This is a genomic window from Streptomyces iranensis (genome assembly GCF_017874715.1).
Lineage (GTDB): Bacteria > Actinomycetota > Actinomycetes > Streptomycetales > Streptomycetaceae > Streptomyces > Streptomyces iranensis.
Genome location: NZ_JAGGLR010000001.1, coordinates 649,181 through 666,354, shown reverse-complemented (window position 1 = coordinate 666,354; position 17,174 = coordinate 649,181). Strand labels below are relative to the sequence as shown.

The following is a 17,174-nucleotide window of genomic DNA, read 5'->3' as shown; positions in this document are numbered from 1 at the left end:
TCCGCCCATCGCAGCCTTTGCGGTCGTGCTCACGCGGCTGTCGCCGCACTCTTCGCGCGAGTTTGTTGGAGCAGGTCCAGCACTTGGTCCATCACACCCTCGGGGTCCTGGGTGCGGTCGATCTCACTGAGGACGATCTCCCAGATTTCCCGTGCACCAGCCGCTTCCGCCTCGTAGTAGGCGTCGCGGACGCCGTCGCGTATCGGGTCCTCGGTGAAGGTGGCGAAGATGCCGAGGAACTGGCGCACCATGAGCCCGCTGATCTGCCGCGGGTCGTACACGATGTGGTGGCCATCGCTGTCGAGTCGGTGACTGAAGTACTCATCCGGGCCGAGCGGGGCCTGTTCGACGTGGAGGTGCTGGTTGCCCAGCTCGTCGAGCAGTGGTCCGAAGTAGTCGCACATGCGGGCGCGGAAGGCGTCGAAGCCAGCGCGCGTGGTCAACGTCGTCATACCGTCACTCCCGCCTGACCGATGAGCACGTTGCGCATCGCCGTCTCCACGGCCATTTTCGGGGACCAGCAGGCGATGATGCGGACGATGGCCCAGTCTGCGAACTTCTCCACGGCCGGGGAACACGAGCCGAGTTCCCGCATCATGGTGCGGAATGCCTCCACCATGGCGATGGCACGTTCAGTGGTGGTCGTGGTATTCATGCCGCCACCTCCGGTGGGTTGAGGTACGCGGTGCGGAGGTTGACGAGCTGTACGTGGGCCTCGCGCAGGGAGTTGACCTGCTGCTGCAGGCGGCTGATGACCATCTCCAGCGTGTCCGGGTCGAGGTACTCGATGTAGTGGTCGTCGATGGCCTCAATGGCGACGAAAGGCAGCCGTTCCGCTGGCCGTCCCGAGAAGGGATGGGACTGGATCTGCCAGCTGAGGAAGCGGAAGTCCTCCGGGCTGCCCGTGTCGCACAGCGGGCCGAAGAGGGGCAGCTCGCTGGCTGGGCCGGGGATGTGGCAGTAGATGTCGTGCGGGTGCTGGGTGTCGCTGTCCGCCTCGTGGTCGATCGTGCAGCCGGGCATGCAGGTCGCGGTCACCTTCTCACCGGTGACGGCGCTGGTGAAGGTGAATGTGCGCCGGACAGCGGACGATGCCTTGGCGGGCTCGCTGTTGGAGAGGGATGCGGGGACGGACTGGAGCCGGGCGGCCTGGCCGACGCTCCCGAGGGGCTGGGTGGCGTGGTCCTCGGGGCCGCCGTCGTCGGGCGTCGTTGGTACGGGCTTCTTCATGCTCTGTCTCCTCCATCGAGGGAGTCGGGTGTGGCACTGCGTCCGGGCTTGAACCCAGCGGCTTGGGGCCTCCTCTTCGGTAGTACGCGCATTGCCGAGTGGGAGCGACAGCGCTGTCCCGTTCGAGGGGTTCCGGTCCCGGAATCGGCTTGCTTTGTGGTAGGTGGCGCGTAAAATACGGCTGCTCTCCCACTGACGGAGTGCCGTCCGGAGAGACCTCCTCCGCCTGCCCCAGGCAGTCACCATGGTTGACGACAGGCCCGCCACCAGCTACCACCCGTCGGAGGCTTGGGTCCTCACCGCAGCCGAGGGAGCGGAATGGCTTAAGGGTGCGTTCGTCCGGCTTGGCAAGAGGTCGATGATGTTCGGCCGCGGCTCGCCGAGCACCGCGACGGCCAGTTGGCGGTCCAGCATCGGCGGCCAGCAAGGCGATATCGTCGAGGCCAGCGCCATCGCCCGTATTTCCAGCTTCAACCGCTCCCCACGCATCACCAAGCGCATCGCCGACCTTCGAACGGCTCTAACGCCCTGGCAGCGCAACCGGGCCGTCCGCAAGCTCGACGACCTCCTGGCCCACTACCGGCTGACCGGCAGCTCCAGCACGAACAAGTCGTAGGCCGAGTAATAGTCGCCGTCATCCCCGGGAATCCGGCCGACCAGCTGCCACCCCCGCCGGTGTACACCTTCTGCGCCGGAGCGTCCGGGCCCGTCGCGAACGTTGCCCGCTCCTCGCTCCGAGCGCCGAGCACCGCGTCATGCAGCGCCCGGCCCACGCCCTTCCCCTGCCACGCCCGCCGCACCTCGATCTCCGACAGCACCCGCGTCCGCGACCTCGACTCCTCCAGGAATTCCGCCGAGGGCTCCGGCTCGACCCCTCCCCACCAGTGCGTATCCCCGGCCGCCAGGGTGTAGCCGAACACGAACCCGACGAGCCGACCCTCAGCCCGCGCAACCACCAGGGTGAATCCAGACCGCGTGAACTGCTTCTCCGCCCGTTGGCGGAATGCGGCCGTCTTCTCCTCGCCCGGCTACGCCCCGTACGCGTCACATAGCTCCTCCAACAGCGCAGAGGCTTCCTCACCGTCGTGGTGCGTCAAGGACACGGTGTTCATCGTCATGCCGTTAAGGCTCAGACGGTCTTCCCGGGGCGCGGCAGACAGGCCGTGCTGCGCACCAGTGCGCCACTGCTCCTGTGTCTTTACCTCGCCGCGCAGACTGTCAACTCGACGTAGCGTCGCTCACTGATTCTGATGAACTTCAATGGGGCCGGATGCGCCGTCACGGCGCAGTTGTTGCAGGTCAGGACCAGATACGGCGTGTCGTGGCTCCGTGGGGCAGTGTCGGTCTGCTGGCATCATCCAGTCATCGCAGAGAGCTCTGTCGTGGTCACTTAATGATGTGAGATGGAGAGCTGGATGACCCTGTCGTCTGACGTTTTGCAGTATCACCGCCGGGTGCTGGTCAGTGCGGCGGTCCGTGCGGGGTATGCGCACACCTGCCGCTATGAGGAGCCGGCCGCCCGCCGGGAGATCGCCCGCATGACAGGGGTCGTCATGTCCGTGTGCGGCCCGGGCCGGGGACCGAATACGCCGACGACGCTCATCGAGGCGTTGCACCGTCCCCTCTCCCAGATCGCTCCCGGCCTCTTCGCCGACAGCGGGATGGGCTCACTGACGGTTCTCGACGGCGGTGAGCTCAGCGACGACGTGTACGCCGAAGGCTGCGAGGACATTGTCGAGTTGCTCAGCGGGGGTGTGGATCCGGCGCGCCGCTGGCTGCCCACGTGGGCGTGGATGCACGGAGAGCTGGTGGAGCGTGAGGCGTTCCAGCAGATCAATGAGGGGGCCAGCGAGGAGGAGTACACCGCTCACCGGTACTTCGTGGTCAAGCAGCCCGCGGGCGGTGAGCGGCAGTTGGCGGAGCTGTTCAGCCAGGCCGTCGGCATGCGTAAGTCCGTGCGCTACGTGCCGATCCCGGCGGATCAGGTGTTCCGGGGGAAATTCTGGTGGCCGTGCCCGGTGTGTCAGTGGCCGATGCATGTCGACGGCTCGGAGGTGCGCTGCCGCTTTCCCCTGCACAACGCGGCGTACTTCGTGCGCGCCCACTCCGCGAAGGGGCGTCCGCTGCTGCAGCGGCGGGACGGCGGCGTGCCGCGGCAGCCGGCGGCCCGGCCCTTTCACCGGGAGGGCCTGATGCGCAGCATGTGCGTGGAGACCGCGGTGTGGCGACACATCGTCATCTCCGGGGTGTCCGAGATCTACCTCTTCGAGCGGCTGGAGGCGCTCAAGGACCAGGGTGTCGAGGTCGAACTGTGGCCGGGCAAGGACCGTTACGACCTGCTGGTCCGAGTCCCCGCGACAGGCTGGGAGCTGCGGATCGATGTGAAGGACTACGGGTGCGCAGTGTCGCTGGCCGACCGGTTGCGCAGGAAGCCACCGGCGGCTCGCACCATCGTCATTCCCGACTACCGGGGCGAGGCGCAGCGTGACGAGCTGGTCGAACTACTGCCGAATCTGACGGTCTTGCTGGTGAGCGAGGTCCTCAAGGAGGCCAAGGCTGAAGCCCGGAAGGCCGGTCGGCGATGACCTTGCACCTGGCGGAGAAGGACAGTGAGCTGGACCGGCGGATTCTGCCAAAGGTCATTGCCTGTGCGTGTGCGCTCGCGCAACTGCACTTTCCGATGCAAGCGGCGGACGGCAGCGCCGGCACCGACCTTCGGCGTGTGTCCTATCTGCTCACGGGCCAGTACGACGCGTGGGCCGAATACCCGCAGCTGTCCGGGGAAGAGCATCGGCGGATCAGTCGCATGCTGCGCCAGCGCCCCAACCGGCTGAGCAACGAGGAGTCGCTGCATACGGACGCGGAACGGTTCCTGGCTACGGGGGCGCTCTGTGAGTATGTCCTGCAGGCGGGCGGCGTGCTCGCCGCCCGCCACGGCATGCTGCCCCAGGAGCTGGCCGACGTGTTGCTGGAGGAGATCGACCGGCTGCGCGCCGAGAACTCCCGGGCGCTGCCAGACGCCGAGCCCGGAGACTACGTGACCACCTTGCGGGTACCGGTCGCCGGTCACGATTCCACGTGGGCCGTCCAGGCCCACTACACGCTTCAGGATCGGCATGCGGCGCCGGAGGTTGAGCCAGTTGCGGTGCGCACCGCGCCGACGGCCGGGCAGTTGACCCTCAAGGTGAAGGAGTTCCTCGCCCTCAACAGGGATCTGGACCAGCAAGCCGGTGAGACCTTCCGTACCAAGTCCCTCGAGCCGCTGTTTGCTCAGCTGCGTACCGGCGACGACGTCGAGCTTGGCGACCTGCTGCGTGTTGAGGCAGGGAATCTGCAGGTGCTCCAAGCCCCGACAGGGTTCGGCAAGAGCGTGCTCATGCGCAGCCTGGGCTCCTGGGCCCAGATGGAGGGTGTCACGCTGGGCTTGGCCGTTCCCACCACGATGGCGGCTCTGAAGATGGCCTACGGCATCGAGAAGGATCTGCGCTCGCGCGGAGTCGCGCATCCCGAGCAGCTGGTCGTGCCGCTGATGTCACCGAACAGCATGATGGCTGCCCTGGATCAGGTTGCCGCGGAGTCGAGGGACCGGTCCTTCATCAAGTGGGCGGAGGAACGGCTCGGTTACGGCTGCGCCCTGCCGTCGCTGGCCACGGTCGACGACGAAGTCGATGCGTGGGTACCCGGTCATGAGGCGTGCATGTCCCTGGTCCCGTATCGGCCCGTCGGCGCCCCCGCATCAGGAAGAGGCTCGAAGACACGGCGGCACGGGACCTGCGCATGCCCGTTCCGTGCGGTGTGTGGGAAGTTCCGGCTGGCCCGGCAGGCCTGCACCGCGCAGATCATCGTCACCACACACGCAAATTTCTACCAGGGACATCTGCACATCCCGGTCCAAGTGGACTCCGGCGCTGTTGTCGAGCGGATGACGGTGGAGGAACTGATCCTGCGACGGTGCCAGTTCACCGCCCTCGACGAAGTGGACGCCTTCCAGTCCTTCGTCCTGGGTCGGGCCGGGAGGGGACTCACCCTGGCCTGGGGCAACCGTCAGGACCAGCGCCCGCTGCTGAGGCTCGACGGGGAGTTCATTCAGGCCTTCGGACGGGTACGTCCGGCCCTGGACGAGAGCATGCGCAACACTTTGATGAGGACCCGCTGGCTCGCCGAAACCTACACCAGCCACCTCGCCCATGGCGCCCTTGGTCCCAGCGATCGCAATGACACGAAGAAGAGTCGCCGCTCTCCTAAGGAGTCAGGGCGCCCGGCGCAGGAGCGGCGGTGGATCCTTCCACAGCGCTGGGACGGGTGGATCAGCACCCAGCTGCGTGCCCTGCTCGCCAACGACGACCAGCAGGTGACCGGGCAAGAGCGCGGCTTCTCCCCGGAAGCGGCGGAGCGTGGCCTGTTCGCCGCCATGTACGAGCGCAAGATCAAGATGATGGCGTTGCCCGAGCATCTGCATCCGCTTGCCGAGCTGTTGCGGGATGTCATCGACCCGGACGCGGATGCCGGATCCCTGTCCCACGTGCGCAAGCAGTTGGAGCAGCTGCTGGCCCCGTGGGTGCCCAATCAGCAGGTGCGGGCGGACGTGCTGGACCGGATGCTGCGCCGGGCTTTCCTCGAACCGCTGCGGCTGCTGCTGTACCGCTTCGTCCACAACGCGCAGCAGCTCAAGCTGGCCGGGGTGGAGACGGCACGAGACATCGCCGATGTGCTCGGGCCCTTCAGCGCTTGGCGGGCCATCCCGCACGGTCCGCAGGGGCGGCTGATGTTCGCCTTCACCGAGGACGTCAGGACCGGGGTGCCGGAGGACACCCGGCTGAGCGTGGCGGCCTTCGGTGGGGACCCGCACACCTACGTCACCACCCTCGGACAGATCACCGCCTTGGCCCACAGCGGCCATAAGCGCGTCGTGCTGGGCCTGTCCGCCACCGCGTATGCGCCCGGTGCGCACCGCCACCATGTGCATACCGTCCCCACCTGGTGGGTGCCCGACGATGTCGATCACGGGGTGAGTATCGAAGCCGAACTCTTCCCCGGCCTGGGCAATGAGATGTTGCGTGTCTCTGGCATCACGGGCAAGGACCGGATCGAGGCCACACACCTTCTGGGCCGTCGCATGTGGCCCCGGCTGAGAGGCGAGCTCCAAGACCTCGGACGCCTGAGCAAGCACCGTGTCCAGGACTCCATCCTGCTCGTCACCACCTCCTACGACAGTTGCCAGCATCTGCGCGACGGCCTGCTGGCCGCCGGAGCCGAACCCGGGCTCATCGCGGTCGCCGTCCGGCCCCGTCCGGACGACCAACCAGCCTCCCCCCACGACGAGACCGGCGAACCGCTGTGGCATGAGATCCCCGGCGACCAGCTGGAATCGTTCACCCGGCTGCCCAAGGCCCGGATCCTGATCGCTCCACTGGGCCGGGCCGAACGCGGACTGAACATCCTCGCGCCGCAGTCCAACAAGTCGGCGATCGGCTCCATCTGGCTTGCCATCCGCCCCGTCCCGCTGGTCGACGAACCCGATGAACTCCTCGCCCACGTCGGCGCCCGGGCCCTGGACGAGAAGGAGACCAGCAGCGAACCCTGGACGGAGCTTGAGCGACGCCGCACGGTTGCCGGCCACTACTTCGAAAAGCTGGTCACCAGCGAACGCTACTTCCGCTCCCTGCCGCCCCGGGCCAAGAGAGCCATCGCCGCCGAACTCATCATCAGCCTCATTCAACTCGTCGGCCGCGCCCGACGCGGAGGCACACCAGGCCGCATCAAACTCGTCGATGCCGCCTTCCTGGACACAGGCGGCAACTCCGACCTGCCCCACCTCATCCGCGAGCTGCGCGAGCAGTGGGCCAAGAGCGACGAACTGCCCCGCATGCACCGCTACTACGGCACCACCCTGAACGCCTTCTTCCGCTTCGCCGACCGCCACGCTCGGGAGACCGCCCGATGATCAGCACCCTGGCCTTCCTTTTCCCGCACACCGCGTTCGGGAAGATTACGCTCTACCCCCTGAACCGCGAGTTCGGTCAGGCCTGGGGCAGCCTGCCCAGCTACGGCGACGCGAAGAACGGCAAGCCCCGTCGCCCCCCGTATGCCGGACTGGCCTCCGCGCTCAGCGCGGTGTCGGGCCAGCCCGTCGTCCTCATGCCGCACACCTACGAACCCGTCGACGACGAATTAGCCCAGCCCGCAGTCGCCGTCACCACCCGACCCTTCGACGCCTGGACCCTGTCCACCGCGGTTCGCGAATGGGAGCGGTGCGTACGCAAGGGCGAGGACGCCAACACACTCGCGCCCCTGCTGGCCGCCGCCGACGTCGAGCACCCCGATCTGGCCTCCTTCGTGCGCGGCGCCGCAGACGGAACCCCGCATGCCCCAGGCTGGTTCTACCGCGTCGCGGCTTGGAACTTCGCCCAGCGCTTGGCCCGTACCTCCTTGCCCGTCCCCAATGGCCCCCGCATGCGCCGTATCCGTTGGCGCATGGACACTCAGGGCAGCCTCATCAGCTGGGACGACGTCACCAAGCGGACGACGCTGAAGCCCAAGCGCACCGGCTACGCCCTCCACAAACTCGACTTCCGTGTCGTCACTCAGCCAGGCGAGCCCCTGTTCGCCCTCCATGTGCTGCCCACGTTCAGCCGCCTGGCCACCCACTGGGCCAGCACTCGCACCGTCTTCATCGAGCACGGCACGCACAAGAACACACTGCTCCGGATGCCGATCGGCCACACCAAGAGCAGCGACGGCCAATGGGTGCCCTACGCCCGCAACTACGCCGCCGAGGTCCTCGAAGCCTGCGGCATGGACTTCACCGCCTGGCCCACCAATGACGATCTCGCCGCGCTCCAGGGCCAGATGCGCGCCCTCGTTCCCGCCCCTGTGCCCCACGTCCTCGGCAAGGGCGTCGGCACCCGCTTCAACAAGATCCTCGCCGATCACATCAACGAGACAATCAAACGCCCCAAGATCACCCAAGTCAGTTTCGAACCCACCCCCGTCGAACTCACCCGCCCCACCAAGGGCGCCGTAAGCCGCGCCGAGCTCGACCACGCCCTCGCCGCCACTGGCAGCGATACCGTGCGCATTATCGCCTTCTACAACGACGGCACCACCCGCAAAAGGATGACCGAAGCCCTCGCTCCCTACACGAACACCCCCGACCGGCCGCTCGACTGCGGCGACTACGGCGACCACCGCCTCAGCGAACGGCTCATCGTCCGGTTCCACCGTCTGAGGGCCCTCGACCGCGCGGACCGGGTTGACTGGGATGATGAGCTCGACTTCCTCGACCAACTCGAGGATGGCACCCTCAACGGCGCCTGGGTTGAGACCATCTGGAATCCCAAGCCCACCAAACGCGAACGCGAAGCGGGCCAGCACCGCCACGATCACAAACGCGAGTTGCGCCGAGCACTGTATGAGCGTGGCATCGTCTCCCAGTTCCTGGCCCGCCAGAGCGCGCCCGAACCCGACGACGCGGCAGAGACAGATCCCGACGTCGAGACCGAAGCACCCAAGGACTACAAGGCGATCAACGCCCTGCGCGATCTGCTGTTCCGGCTCGGCTGCGTGGACGACCGTCTGCGTCACGCCACTGACCTCGCCGACGAACCCATCTTGGTCGGCATTCACCTACGCCAGCAGCGCATCAGCAATCGCCGTCCCGGCGCAGCTGACCGCACGCAGATGGTCGAAGTCCTCACCGCACTGCACACCAGCAACGACCCCGACTGCCCCTGGCACATGGACTCCTACGACCACAGCACCCACGACTGGCGGCCCCAAGCAGCAGCAGAAGCGGCCTTCGGCCGGCACGCCATCGGTCGCGAGGGGCACGCCCGACACGAAGAGGGCGCTCTGCTGGCCCGCCAGCACATCGAATCCGCCCTGAAGATTCTCCCCTCAGACCGTCCCTTGATCATCTTCGTCGACACGGAAGCCTGCCGCACCATCTGGCCGGGCCTGCAAAACGTGCGGTTCGGCAAGGGGCCTCTGCCGGGCGATGACCTGCGCACGCCGACACGGTCCGTCGCCGTGGTCGCCCTCAACACCTCCTACGGCGAAGTACCCACCCCGGTGGAGAACACCGCCAGCCCTCGCAAGAACCCCAAGCGCCCGCCCAAGCCCCAAGACCGCCTCTACCAGCGCACCACCAGCACCGGCCACACCAGCTGGTACATCGCCCAGGCCTCCCGTACCTACGACGGCTTCGGCAATGCCGGCAGCATCGGCGGCGTCCACACCCGCTTCACCCTCCCCACGGACGACTGGGCCCTTCAGCGCAAGGACTGGCACAGCTTCACCGCCACCCAGATCGCCGTACCTCACGCAGGAGGGCGCGAACCGCAGAAAATCGCCGCACTCGCTGCCCAGCTGTGCCACCAATCCCTGGCCTGGGACGCGCGCACCCGACACCCTGTCCCCCTTCATGTCGCCGGCGCTATGGACCGCGCTCATCCCGAATACCGTGGCCCCAGCATCGAGCCCACCCACACGCCCGAAGCCGACGAGACACAGGGCGGCGAGTAGAGGATCACAGGGCAAGCGGCTCCGTGCACCGTCCCGGCCGGGTGTGGAACGTTCGAGGATATCTGGGACGCAAGTCGGATGCGGTGTCCGCCTGCACATTGTCTCGGCCACCCGTCAGGCTGTCTCCGAAGGCGCCGCTTCCTGCATGAGCGGATGGTCTCCAAGCCTCGTCCTCATCACCCTGGAAAGCCCATACGATGCAGATGACTCCACTGTGGCCGTGCCCTCGCAGGGGCGACAGTGGTGCCGAAGATCCTGCCATGAGCATTGCCTTCTTGGTGCCGACGTGCAGTCGCCCTGGAATGTATTCCATAAACCTGCAACCGTGGTTGGTCAGCGCATGAGGCTGAACACCACGGCCGCGGCGAGCCCGCCTACGAACGCGCCGACGACCGTCTGAGCGGGCGTGTGGTCGCGGAGGGCGACGCGGGACCAGCCGATGAGGGCGACCGCGAGGAACAGTGGTGTCATCTGCAGGCCGTAGGCGATCGTCATCACGACGGCTACACCCGAGGCGACGGCGGTGTGGACGGATACCTTCCACCACACGGTCACCGCGATGGTCAGGGCGAGGCCGGCGAGCATGGCGAGGACGAGGGCCAGGACTTCGCGTGGTCCGTCGAGCGTGACCAGAAGACCGATACCGGTGAGCACGGACACCATCGTGGCCAGGAGTGGGATCGCCCGCTGGTGGCGGTGGCGGATGTGCTTGTCGGTCCAGCTTCCGCGCTTCACGCCGAACAGGATGATCGTGAACGGAATGCCACCGCAGAAGAGGGCGGCTAGCAGCCCCCAGCCGAGTCCCGTGAGACTGCCGGTGCTGTGCCAGCCGATGATCAGCAGGATGGCGATGACGAGGTTCGCCGGGGCCAGGGTGTCGGTGATGACACGGGCGGTGCGTGAGGAAGTCATGCGGTCGTCTCCGGCGTTTGGGCGGAAGTGCACTTGGCGGTGAAGTCGCGGGCGAGGTCGGAGTCGTAGGCGGCGGCGAGTGCTTTGAGCGCGGGTATCTCGCTGGCCAGGTCGCGGCCGCCGCTGGCTGGTGGGTGGTGTTCACCGGGGGTGGGCTTACCACGGAGCCTGGGATCCTTGACGGCGGCGAGCCAGCACGCTTCGGCTGCGATCTCCGCGTACGCACCGGTGAGACCGCGCGTTGCGACGTGGGAGGTGGCTTGGTCGCGCAGCGTGCTGGGGGTGCGGTTGCGCAGATCGAGGATGGCGTCGCGGATTTCGATGTTGCGGCGGTACAGGCGTTGGTGGGTGTGCCGGAGAGTGAGGCGTTCGGCTGCCATGCCACGCGGTGGATCGAGGCGGACGGAGGGCACGGACTCGGTGAGGCTGCGCCACAGTGGGTAGAGCCGCAGCAGATCGCGGTAGTCGCGCCACCACCGGAGCAGTCGCGGCAGCGCGGGCAGCGTGCTGCCGAACATGATGAAGATCAAGGCGCTGCCGAGTAGCAGGCTGCTGATTCCTTGCTCCGTGCCAGGTGAGATGGGCGTGTATCCCAGGTAGTGAAGGACCACCATGGCGATGCGGTGCACGGCGTAGGTCATCCCGATGGTGGTGCCGATGCCGGTGAACCGCAGGCCTTGTCCGAGGAGGCCGGCATCGGGCTGGCGGCCCCAGCGCCAGCACAGGCCTGTGGCGCTGACCAGAGCCATGCCGAGCATCGCCGTCCACAGCACTCCGTACGCGGCGATGCGGCCGTCGGCGGCGTACTCGGTGAGCAAGTCGGTGGCTTCGTGTTGCTGTGGAGTGGCGAAGAACAGCGCACTGATGATGAAGCCCGCGGCGACCGGTACTGCGATGTGCGGCCGACGCGCCTTCAGCCTGGCTGCGCTCTGCTCCGACATCGTGTGGACGAAGACCAGCACCGCGTGTATGGCCCCGAGGCCGCTCAGGTGCTTGATCAGGGCGGCGAAGTTGGGGATGTGGACAAGGGCATCCACGGACGAGGCGACCTTCACTGGTCTGATCGTCATGACCACGCTGAGGAAGAAGAAAGCAGCCCACAGAGCTCGCTTGTTGCGATCGCGCCATGCTGCCGGGGCACGGCATGCGGTGACCAGCCACAGCAATACGGCGGGAACGGTGTCGATCATCCGTCAGTCGCTGTACGAGTCGCCGAGTGCGTTGCCCAGGCGTCGCAGGACCTGGTGGTGCATGGGCCTGCGACGGGGTGAGGAGAGTTCTGCTTTGCCAGCGATCAAACCAGCCAGCCGCTCGGCATCCCGCTCATCCTCGGTTGCGTAACTCGCCCGGTTCAGAAGGCTGATCACCGTCGCTGGGTCGATGCCCGAGAACAGGGAGCTGACCCCCGGCTGCGTCCCGTCGGTGATCGTGCCGTGTCCCAGGAGCATGTGGCTGATCTCGTGCAGGATGATGTGGTCCCGGTGCAGGGGAGTGGTCGCCGCCTCGTGGAAGACGTGGTCCGCCACGTCTGTCGCGATCCACATGCCGCACGGAGCATCGGTTCCCGAGATCCCTGGGACGCTGTGGAGATAAAGGGCGCGCCCTCGCTGTTCTGCGATCTTGTCGCAGAGTACCTGGATCTCGAAGGGCTCCGGGATGTCGATCGAGGCAAGCAATTCTTCGAAGTCCGGGCGGGCCTTACGGCGATCGCCCGGCTGCTCGCGTCGGTTACGCAAGGACAACTCGGCTCCGCTGTGTGCTGTACGTGTCCTGCCTTGTCTTGGGGCAGCATCCGGAATGATGGAATCCGGTTGACACGATACGTCAGCAGTGTGGGCGGTTATCCCCGCTGTCGAAGTAGATGATCATGATCATGACTTATGCCTGAATCGGCGTCATTTGATCTCGCCGAAAAAAGGTGCAAAAAGCACCGATGTGGCGCAGATCCTGTACTGGTGAGGCGAGGGGCGGCGCTGACATGAGGTCCGTCACGTCCTGGGTGCAAGCGCCTGGGTGGTTGCTGATCGTGATCAGTCGGTGGGCGGCGTTTCGCCGTCCTTGAGGCCCTCGAGGGCTCGGGCACGTTCGATGAATCCCTGGATGAGGTCGAGGGTTTCCCCGGACAGGCCGTTGGCTCTCAGTGCGACCTCGCGTACCCGGTTGTCGCGCATGGAGGCCAGCATGGATAGTTCGGCGGCGATCCGCTTGGAGCTCTCGTCGTCAAAGAAGTACGCCGGCGAGACGCCGAAGAACCCGGCCAATGCCTCCAGGTGTCTCATGGTCGGGTTGTTCTTGCCGCCCGTGCGCAGCTGCCAGATGTAACTGGCGGAGATGGTGGGCCCGCCGGACTTCTTGATGGCGGAGGCGACCTCTTCGTGGCTGTAGGGGCCCCGGTTCTTGGGGTGAACCGTCTTGAAGAGGTGGTCGATCTTCTGGTCGAGGGTGAGCGGCTCCTCCGGTGTTTCTTCGCTCATCCTCGGTCACCTTCTCGTGGGCTACGTGTCGGCTGGATCATCAACTGGCGAAAAGGATACACGCGCCCTCGGACTGGAGCCATTTTCGTCAGTTGGCACCGGCCGTCTCTGTGAGTCTATGGTCTTCTTGTCGGTGTCCACTGACGAAAATGACCGACTTCAGGTTGCCTAGTCCGAGGAACCGCAGCATCCGGAGGCCGAACGCGAGTGGATCTTCCAGCGATGCGTCCATATGTTGCTGGTCCGCCGCAAGGCGAGGCGCACCGGGAAGGGCCGAAGAGAAGGAGGCCGATGCCATAGGCGCCGCTGCGTTCACTGGACCAACAGAGCCCAAGAGGAGAACCGACGCCTGGGAGTTAGCCGCTCCCAGACGCCGGGCCCGCCTCCCAATAGGGATGCGGATTCATCATCAAGCGGTTCGGCCGGACCCTTTCCACGAGACGGCAGACCGCTCACTCCGAACGAAGGATAGTCGCATGCCCGCGCGCGACAGCGGACGACCAAGCTTCACCGAGGACGGTGGTCGACACCGTCGCCTGGCTGCCGTGGTCCCCGGCACCGCCAGGTTCCACGCCACCCCCCATCGCCCCGCCGCACCCCGGCTCCACCCCGCGGCACCCGTGGCGGCTGCCCGCCGCGATACGTACGGCTTCGACCTGATCCCCGGCCCTCGCCTTCGCGGCTCCGTCATGGCGATCGCAGAGCGGGGGTGCTGACGTGGCGAGGATCCGCACCATCAAGCCCGAGGCATTCGCCTCGGAGTCGCTCGCCGAGGTGAGCGTGCACGCGGAGCGGACGTTCTTCGGACTGCTGACTCAGGCCGACGACCGCGGCCGTTTCCGTGACCAGCCCGCAGTGATCGCCGGATTGCTGTGGTCCCTGCGCCCCGAGCACGGCCCGGTCGGTGTCGAGGGCGACTTGACCCAGCTGGCTGGCGCCGGGTTGATCTGCCGCTACGAAGGCCAGGACGGTAAGCGCTACCTGCACATTCTCACCTTCGCCAAGCACCAGAAGATCAACCGGCCGAGCGGCATCCGTCATCCCGGCTGCCCGGTTCACGACGCCGAGCAGCCCTCTACGGAGGATGCGGCGCAGACTCGGGGGGCCCTCCATGAGTCGTCACAGAAGGACCGCGGAGGACTCACTGCGGGCTCAGTGAGTCCTCACGAAGCAGCGCATGAGGGCGCCGTGAACGACGAAACAGCAGGTCAGCTCACATTCAGTGAGCCCTCAGTGAGTCCTCACGGAGGAAACGGTGAGCCCTCCGTGAGCCCTCACCATCCGGATCTAGGACCTAGGAACGTGGATCTAGGATCTCCCCCTTCGGGGGGCGCAAGCGCCCCCGCCCCGGAGTCCGTCTCCACCCAGCAGCTCATCGGCGAGTACGCCGCCTCCTGTGCGCACCGGCCGCCGAACGGGGTGCTCGGGCACCTCGGCCGCGAGGTCGCCAAGCTGCTGAAGGAGGGCATTGACCCCGAGCACATCCGCGCCGGGCTGGCCCGCCACCGGGCCAAGGGGCTGCACCCGAGCACCCTGCCGAGCCTGGTGCACGAGGCGATGAACGCCACCTCCGCCCCCACGGGCGGCTTGGTGCGGCCGGAATCCGCGAATACCGTGCGCGGTCACCGGGCCTGGGCCAACCCCGCCGACCCTGCCACCGCCTACGCCGAGGAGCTGTGATGCGCGATCACGATGCCCAGCCCGTCGGCGGCATCGCCCGCCGCCTGACCGGCATCCTCAAGGCCCGAGGCATCGACCCGAACACCCCGGTCACCGACGGGGCCGAGCCCAGCCCCGCGCTGGAAGCGGCCCAGGCCCGCATCCCCGCCCGCTACCAGGACGCCGTCGCAGACCACCCGGCCGTCGCCGCCTGGGTGGACGAGGTCGCCGCCGCCGGGCGCCGAGGACCACAAGGCGCCCCGGGCATCGCGCAGGGCCGGTCGTTGCTGATCGTCGGCACCACCGGCACCGGCAAGACCCACCAGGCGTACGGCGCGGTCCGCTCGCTGCTTGCCGCCGGGGTCCGCCTGCGGTGGAAGGCGACCACCGCCGCCGACCTGTACGCCGAACTCCGACCCCGCCAGGGCAGCGACGGCGAGCGCGAACTGCAGGACCTGGCTCGCTGCCCGCTGCTGATCATCGACGACCTCGGCGCCGCGAAGAGCAGCGAGTGGACGGAGGAGATCACGATGCGGCTGGTCGATCGCCGCTACACCGCCATGCTCCCGACGCTGGTGACCACCAACCTCGGCATGGTCGACCTGCGCAATCACATCGGTGACCGCGTCGCCTCCCGACTGACCGAGATGACCGACAAGGTCATCCTCGACGGCCCGGACCGCAGAAGGGCCCTCGCCGCCGAGCGTCGCCGCCTCACCGTCGCCTGACCGCGCGACTTCCTTCACCGACTCCCTTCACGCACCACACCCCGGGCCCGCGCCTGCCCGAATTCGCCCCGGGGCCGATCGGAGAACGACTTCATGCACGACAACCAGACCGCCGAGCCGCGCACCCTCGGCGACCACACCTGGCACAACCAGGCCGCCTGCCTGCCCACCGCAGCCCACCCGGTCGACCCGGAGATCTTCTTCCCGGAGCCGGATGAGATGGACCGCATCCGCGCCGCCAAGGCCCTCTGCGCCCAGTGCCCGGTCCTCCAGACCTGCCTGGACGCCGCTTTGGAGGCCGGAGACCGCGAGGGCATCCGGGGCGGGATGACCGAGGAGGAGCGCGAACCGCTGCACCGCAACCTGCCTCGCCGCCTCGACTACGTCCGCGTCAACGCCACCCTCGCCGGGCGCGACATCCATCTCACCGACGCCGAACGCCGCGCGGTCACCCGCTCTGCCTACCAGGCCGGTATCCCTGCCGCCCGACTCGCCCGGCTACTCAAGGTCACCGAAGAGCACGCGGAAAAGCGCTACCGGCAGGCCCGCCGCGAGATCCGCAACCGCGCAGTCGACAGCAACGCCGACCAGGCCCTGGGAGCCGCCCGGACCAGCCGCGACGACCTCGGGACGGCCGCGTGACCCACACCGAACCGCTCCCCGCGCGCATCACCGGCTGGGACCGCGCCGCCATCATCGCCCTCGGCGCCGCAGGATGTGCCTTGTCCTATGACGCCTTGCAGCAGATGGCCGTGGCCATCCACATCCGGGGGCCACTGACGTGGATCTTTCCGCTGGTGATCGACGGGTTCATCGGCTACGGGGTGCGCGCCCTACTGGTGATGCGCACCGCCTCGCTCGCCGCCCGCTGCTACGTGTGGCTGCTCTTCGGCACCGCCACGGCGGCCAGTATCTGGGCCAACGCCCTGCACGCCGTCCGCCTCAATGACCAGACCGGCGGTGGCGGGCTACGGCTCGGGGACGTCACGGTCGGCGTGCTGTCCACCCTCGCCCCGCTCGCTCTGGCCGGAGCCGTCCACCTCTACATCCTCATCGCCCGCCGTGCTGCCGCCCAGTCCGGTCACCCCGCCACCCAGGAGACCTCGGTCATGGCAGGTGTCCGGACGGAGCGCGTCACTGCAGGAACCCCGGACACCTCGATCGGTGGGGACACCGCCTGGCCGGTCACCGGTCACCGGTCACCCGCGCTGTCCGCCGGTGTCCCCGACCGTCGTGCAGCCATCCGCCCGGGACCGGACACCCCCGGCCCGGACGCCCCGAGCGACGAGCCGGTCACCGAGTCTGAAGCCACCCCGGAGCACGAGAGCCGAGGCACTGACCTGGGCGGAGAGCCGGGCGCCAGATCCAGCCACCCGACCCCGGCCACTCCGGCGCCCGGCCCGGACGAGGAGCCTGGAGCGGCGGAATCGGCCACCGCCGGTGAGGCGGACGAACTGCTGCCGATCGCCCGCCGCGCGGTCACCGACGCCGGGAAGCTGACCCGCAAGGTCGTCGCTGACGCCATCCGGGGACAGGGCCGCCCGCTGTCCAACCACCGGCTGACCGAACTGATGCAGCAGCTCCGTGCCGAGGCGGACAAGCGGACGCTCCGTCCCACCGGCTGACCGCGCGAAGCCGCCCGGCGGAC

15 protein-coding genes and 1 pseudogene are annotated in these 17,174 nt (G+C 67.6%); 8 read left to right on the top strand and 8 right to left on the bottom strand.

What is annotated here, in order from left to right:
• Positions 1 to 29: 29 nt before the first annotated feature.
• Genes J2Z30_RS02955 through J2Z30_RS02945 form a run of 3 tightly spaced genes read right to left on the bottom strand, consistent with a single transcriptional unit; the run spans position 30 to position 1,230 of the window.
• Positions 30 to 452 carry a hypothetical protein gene (locus J2Z30_RS02955; RefSeq protein WP_044576290.1) on the bottom strand — a complete coding sequence of 141 codons (423 nt, stop codon included), beginning with the start codon at positions 450 to 452 and terminating at the stop codon, positions 30 to 32.
• Positions 449 to 655, bottom strand: coding sequence for a hypothetical protein (locus tag J2Z30_RS02950; RefSeq protein WP_044576293.1), 207 nt, complete (start codon positions 653 to 655; stop codon positions 449 to 451). Before J2Z30_RS02950 ends, J2Z30_RS02955 begins: the two co-directional genes overlap by 4 nt.
• Positions 652 to 1,230 carry a DUF6907 domain-containing protein gene (locus J2Z30_RS02945; protein WP_044576296.1) on the bottom strand — a complete coding sequence of 193 codons (579 nt, stop codon included), beginning with the start codon at positions 1,228 to 1,230 and terminating at the stop codon, positions 652 to 654. Before J2Z30_RS02945 ends, J2Z30_RS02950 begins: the two co-directional genes overlap by 4 nt.
• 244 nt (positions 1,231 to 1,474) lie before the next feature.
• On the opposite strand from J2Z30_RS02945, the gene J2Z30_RS49290 reads away from it, so the two are divergent.
• Positions 1,475 to 1,846 carry a hypothetical protein gene (locus J2Z30_RS49290; RefSeq protein ID WP_044576298.1) on the top strand — a complete coding sequence of 124 codons (372 nt, stop codon included), beginning with the start codon at positions 1,475 to 1,477 and terminating at the stop codon, positions 1,844 to 1,846.
• A 73-nt stretch (positions 1,847 to 1,919) separates the two neighbouring features.
• On the opposite strand, the pseudogene J2Z30_RS51625 reads toward J2Z30_RS49290, so the two are convergent.
• Positions 1,920 to 2,216, bottom strand: a pseudogene (locus J2Z30_RS51625) (GNAT family N-acetyltransferase); the annotation flags it as partial.
• Between the two features lie 429 nt (positions 2,217 to 2,645).
• Between J2Z30_RS51625 and J2Z30_RS02935 the strand changes: the two are divergent.
• The 3 genes from J2Z30_RS02935 to J2Z30_RS02925 are packed head-to-tail and all read left to right on the top strand — an operon-like array spanning position 2,646 to position 9,753.
• The gene (locus J2Z30_RS02935) at positions 2,646 to 3,815 is read left to right on the top strand and encodes a restriction endonuclease-related protein (RefSeq protein ID WP_209468524.1); all 1,170 of its coding nucleotides are present in this window, start codon (positions 2,646 to 2,648) and stop codon (positions 3,813 to 3,815) included.
• Entirely contained in the window at positions 3,812 to 7,174 is a 3,363-nt protein-coding gene (locus J2Z30_RS02930) for a hypothetical protein (protein ID WP_052701619.1), read from the top strand. Before J2Z30_RS02935 ends, J2Z30_RS02930 begins: the two co-directional genes overlap by 4 nt.
• Positions 7,171 to 9,753 (top strand): RNaseH domain-containing protein, encoded by a 2,583-nt coding sequence (locus J2Z30_RS02925; RefSeq protein ID WP_209468523.1) that lies wholly within the window; start codon positions 7,171 to 7,173, stop codon positions 9,751 to 9,753. The genes J2Z30_RS02930 and J2Z30_RS02925 overlap by 4 nt, the downstream gene beginning before the upstream one ends.
• 333 nt (positions 9,754 to 10,086) lie before the next feature.
• Here the strand turns inward: J2Z30_RS02925 and J2Z30_RS02920 are convergent, their stop codons facing one another.
• The 4 genes from J2Z30_RS02920 to J2Z30_RS02905 form a co-directional block, all read right to left on the bottom strand.
• Positions 10,087 to 10,665, bottom strand: coding sequence for a phosphatase PAP2 family protein (locus J2Z30_RS02920; RefSeq protein WP_044576301.1), 579 nt, complete (start codon positions 10,663 to 10,665; stop codon positions 10,087 to 10,089).
• Positions 10,662 to 11,855: an MAB_1171c family putative transporter gene (locus tag J2Z30_RS02915; protein WP_044576304.1), complete on the bottom strand. Its 1,194-nt coding sequence runs from the start codon at positions 11,853 to 11,855 to the stop codon at positions 10,662 to 10,664. The genes J2Z30_RS02920 and J2Z30_RS02915 overlap by 4 nt, the downstream gene beginning before the upstream one ends.
• A 3-nt stretch (positions 11,856 to 11,858) precedes the next feature.
• Complete coding sequence (locus tag J2Z30_RS02910; protein ID WP_209468522.1) at positions 11,859 to 12,407, bottom strand: hypothetical protein; 549 nt, start codon at positions 12,405 to 12,407, stop codon at positions 11,859 to 11,861.
• A gap of 288 nt (positions 12,408 to 12,695) precedes the next feature.
• Positions 12,696 to 13,139, bottom strand: a complete 444-nt coding sequence (locus tag J2Z30_RS02905; RefSeq protein WP_044576310.1) for a helix-turn-helix domain-containing protein — start codon at positions 13,137 to 13,139, stop codon at positions 12,696 to 12,698.
• Positions 13,140 to 13,856: 717 nt separating this feature from the next.
• Here J2Z30_RS02905 and J2Z30_RS02900 point away from each other — a divergent pair.
• From J2Z30_RS02900 to J2Z30_RS02885, 4 genes are all read left to right on the top strand, one after another.
• Positions 13,857 to 14,819 carry a hypothetical protein gene (locus tag J2Z30_RS02900; protein ID WP_044576313.1) on the top strand — a complete coding sequence of 321 codons (963 nt, stop codon included), beginning with the start codon at positions 13,857 to 13,859 and terminating at the stop codon, positions 14,817 to 14,819.
• On the top strand, positions 14,819 to 15,526 hold the full coding sequence (locus tag J2Z30_RS02895; protein ID WP_044576316.1) for an ATP-binding protein: 708 nt from the start codon (positions 14,819 to 14,821) through the stop codon (positions 15,524 to 15,526). Before J2Z30_RS02900 ends, J2Z30_RS02895 begins: the two co-directional genes overlap by 1 nt.
• Before the next feature lie 93 nt (positions 15,527 to 15,619).
• Positions 15,620 to 16,168 (top strand): WhiB family transcriptional regulator, encoded by a 549-nt coding sequence (locus tag J2Z30_RS02890; RefSeq protein WP_044576319.1) that lies wholly within the window; start codon positions 15,620 to 15,622, stop codon positions 16,166 to 16,168.
• Positions 16,165 to 17,151, top strand: coding sequence for a DUF2637 domain-containing protein (locus J2Z30_RS02885; protein ID WP_044576321.1), 987 nt, complete (start codon positions 16,165 to 16,167; stop codon positions 17,149 to 17,151). The genes J2Z30_RS02890 and J2Z30_RS02885 overlap by 4 nt, the downstream gene beginning before the upstream one ends.
• The last annotated feature ends 23 nt before the right edge of the window (positions 17,152 to 17,174 follow it).

Coding starts and splice junctions, on each gene's coding strand:
- J2Z30_RS02955 (WP_044576290.1), bottom strand. CDS start 452: ATGACGACGTTGACCACGCGCGCTGGCTTCGACGCCTTCCGCGCCCGC.
- J2Z30_RS02950 (WP_044576293.1), bottom strand. CDS start 655: ATGAATACCACGACCACCACTGAACGTGCCATCGCCATGGTGGAGGCA.
- J2Z30_RS02945 (WP_044576296.1), bottom strand. CDS start 1,230: ATGAAGAAGCCCGTACCAACGACGCCCGACGACGGCGGCCCCGAGGAC.
- J2Z30_RS49290 (WP_044576298.1), top strand. CDS start 1,475: ATGGTTGACGACAGGCCCGCCACCAGCTACCACCCGTCGGAGGCTTGG.
- J2Z30_RS02935 (WP_209468524.1), top strand. CDS start 2,646: ATGACCCTGTCGTCTGACGTTTTGCAGTATCACCGCCGGGTGCTGGTC.
- J2Z30_RS02930 (WP_052701619.1), top strand. CDS start 3,812: ATGACCTTGCACCTGGCGGAGAAGGACAGTGAGCTGGACCGGCGGATT.
- J2Z30_RS02925 (WP_209468523.1), top strand. CDS start 7,171: ATGATCAGCACCCTGGCCTTCCTTTTCCCGCACACCGCGTTCGGGAAG.
- J2Z30_RS02920 (WP_044576301.1), bottom strand. CDS start 10,665: ATGACTTCCTCACGCACCGCCCGTGTCATCACCGACACCCTGGCCCCG.
- J2Z30_RS02915 (WP_044576304.1), bottom strand. CDS start 11,855: ATGATCGACACCGTTCCCGCCGTATTGCTGTGGCTGGTCACCGCATGC.
- J2Z30_RS02905 (WP_044576310.1), bottom strand. CDS start 13,139: ATGAGCGAAGAAACACCGGAGGAGCCGCTCACCCTCGACCAGAAGATC.
- J2Z30_RS02895 (WP_044576316.1), top strand. CDS start 14,819: ATGCGCGATCACGATGCCCAGCCCGTCGGCGGCATCGCCCGCCGCCTG.
- J2Z30_RS02890 (WP_044576319.1), top strand. CDS start 15,620: ATGCACGACAACCAGACCGCCGAGCCGCGCACCCTCGGCGACCACACC.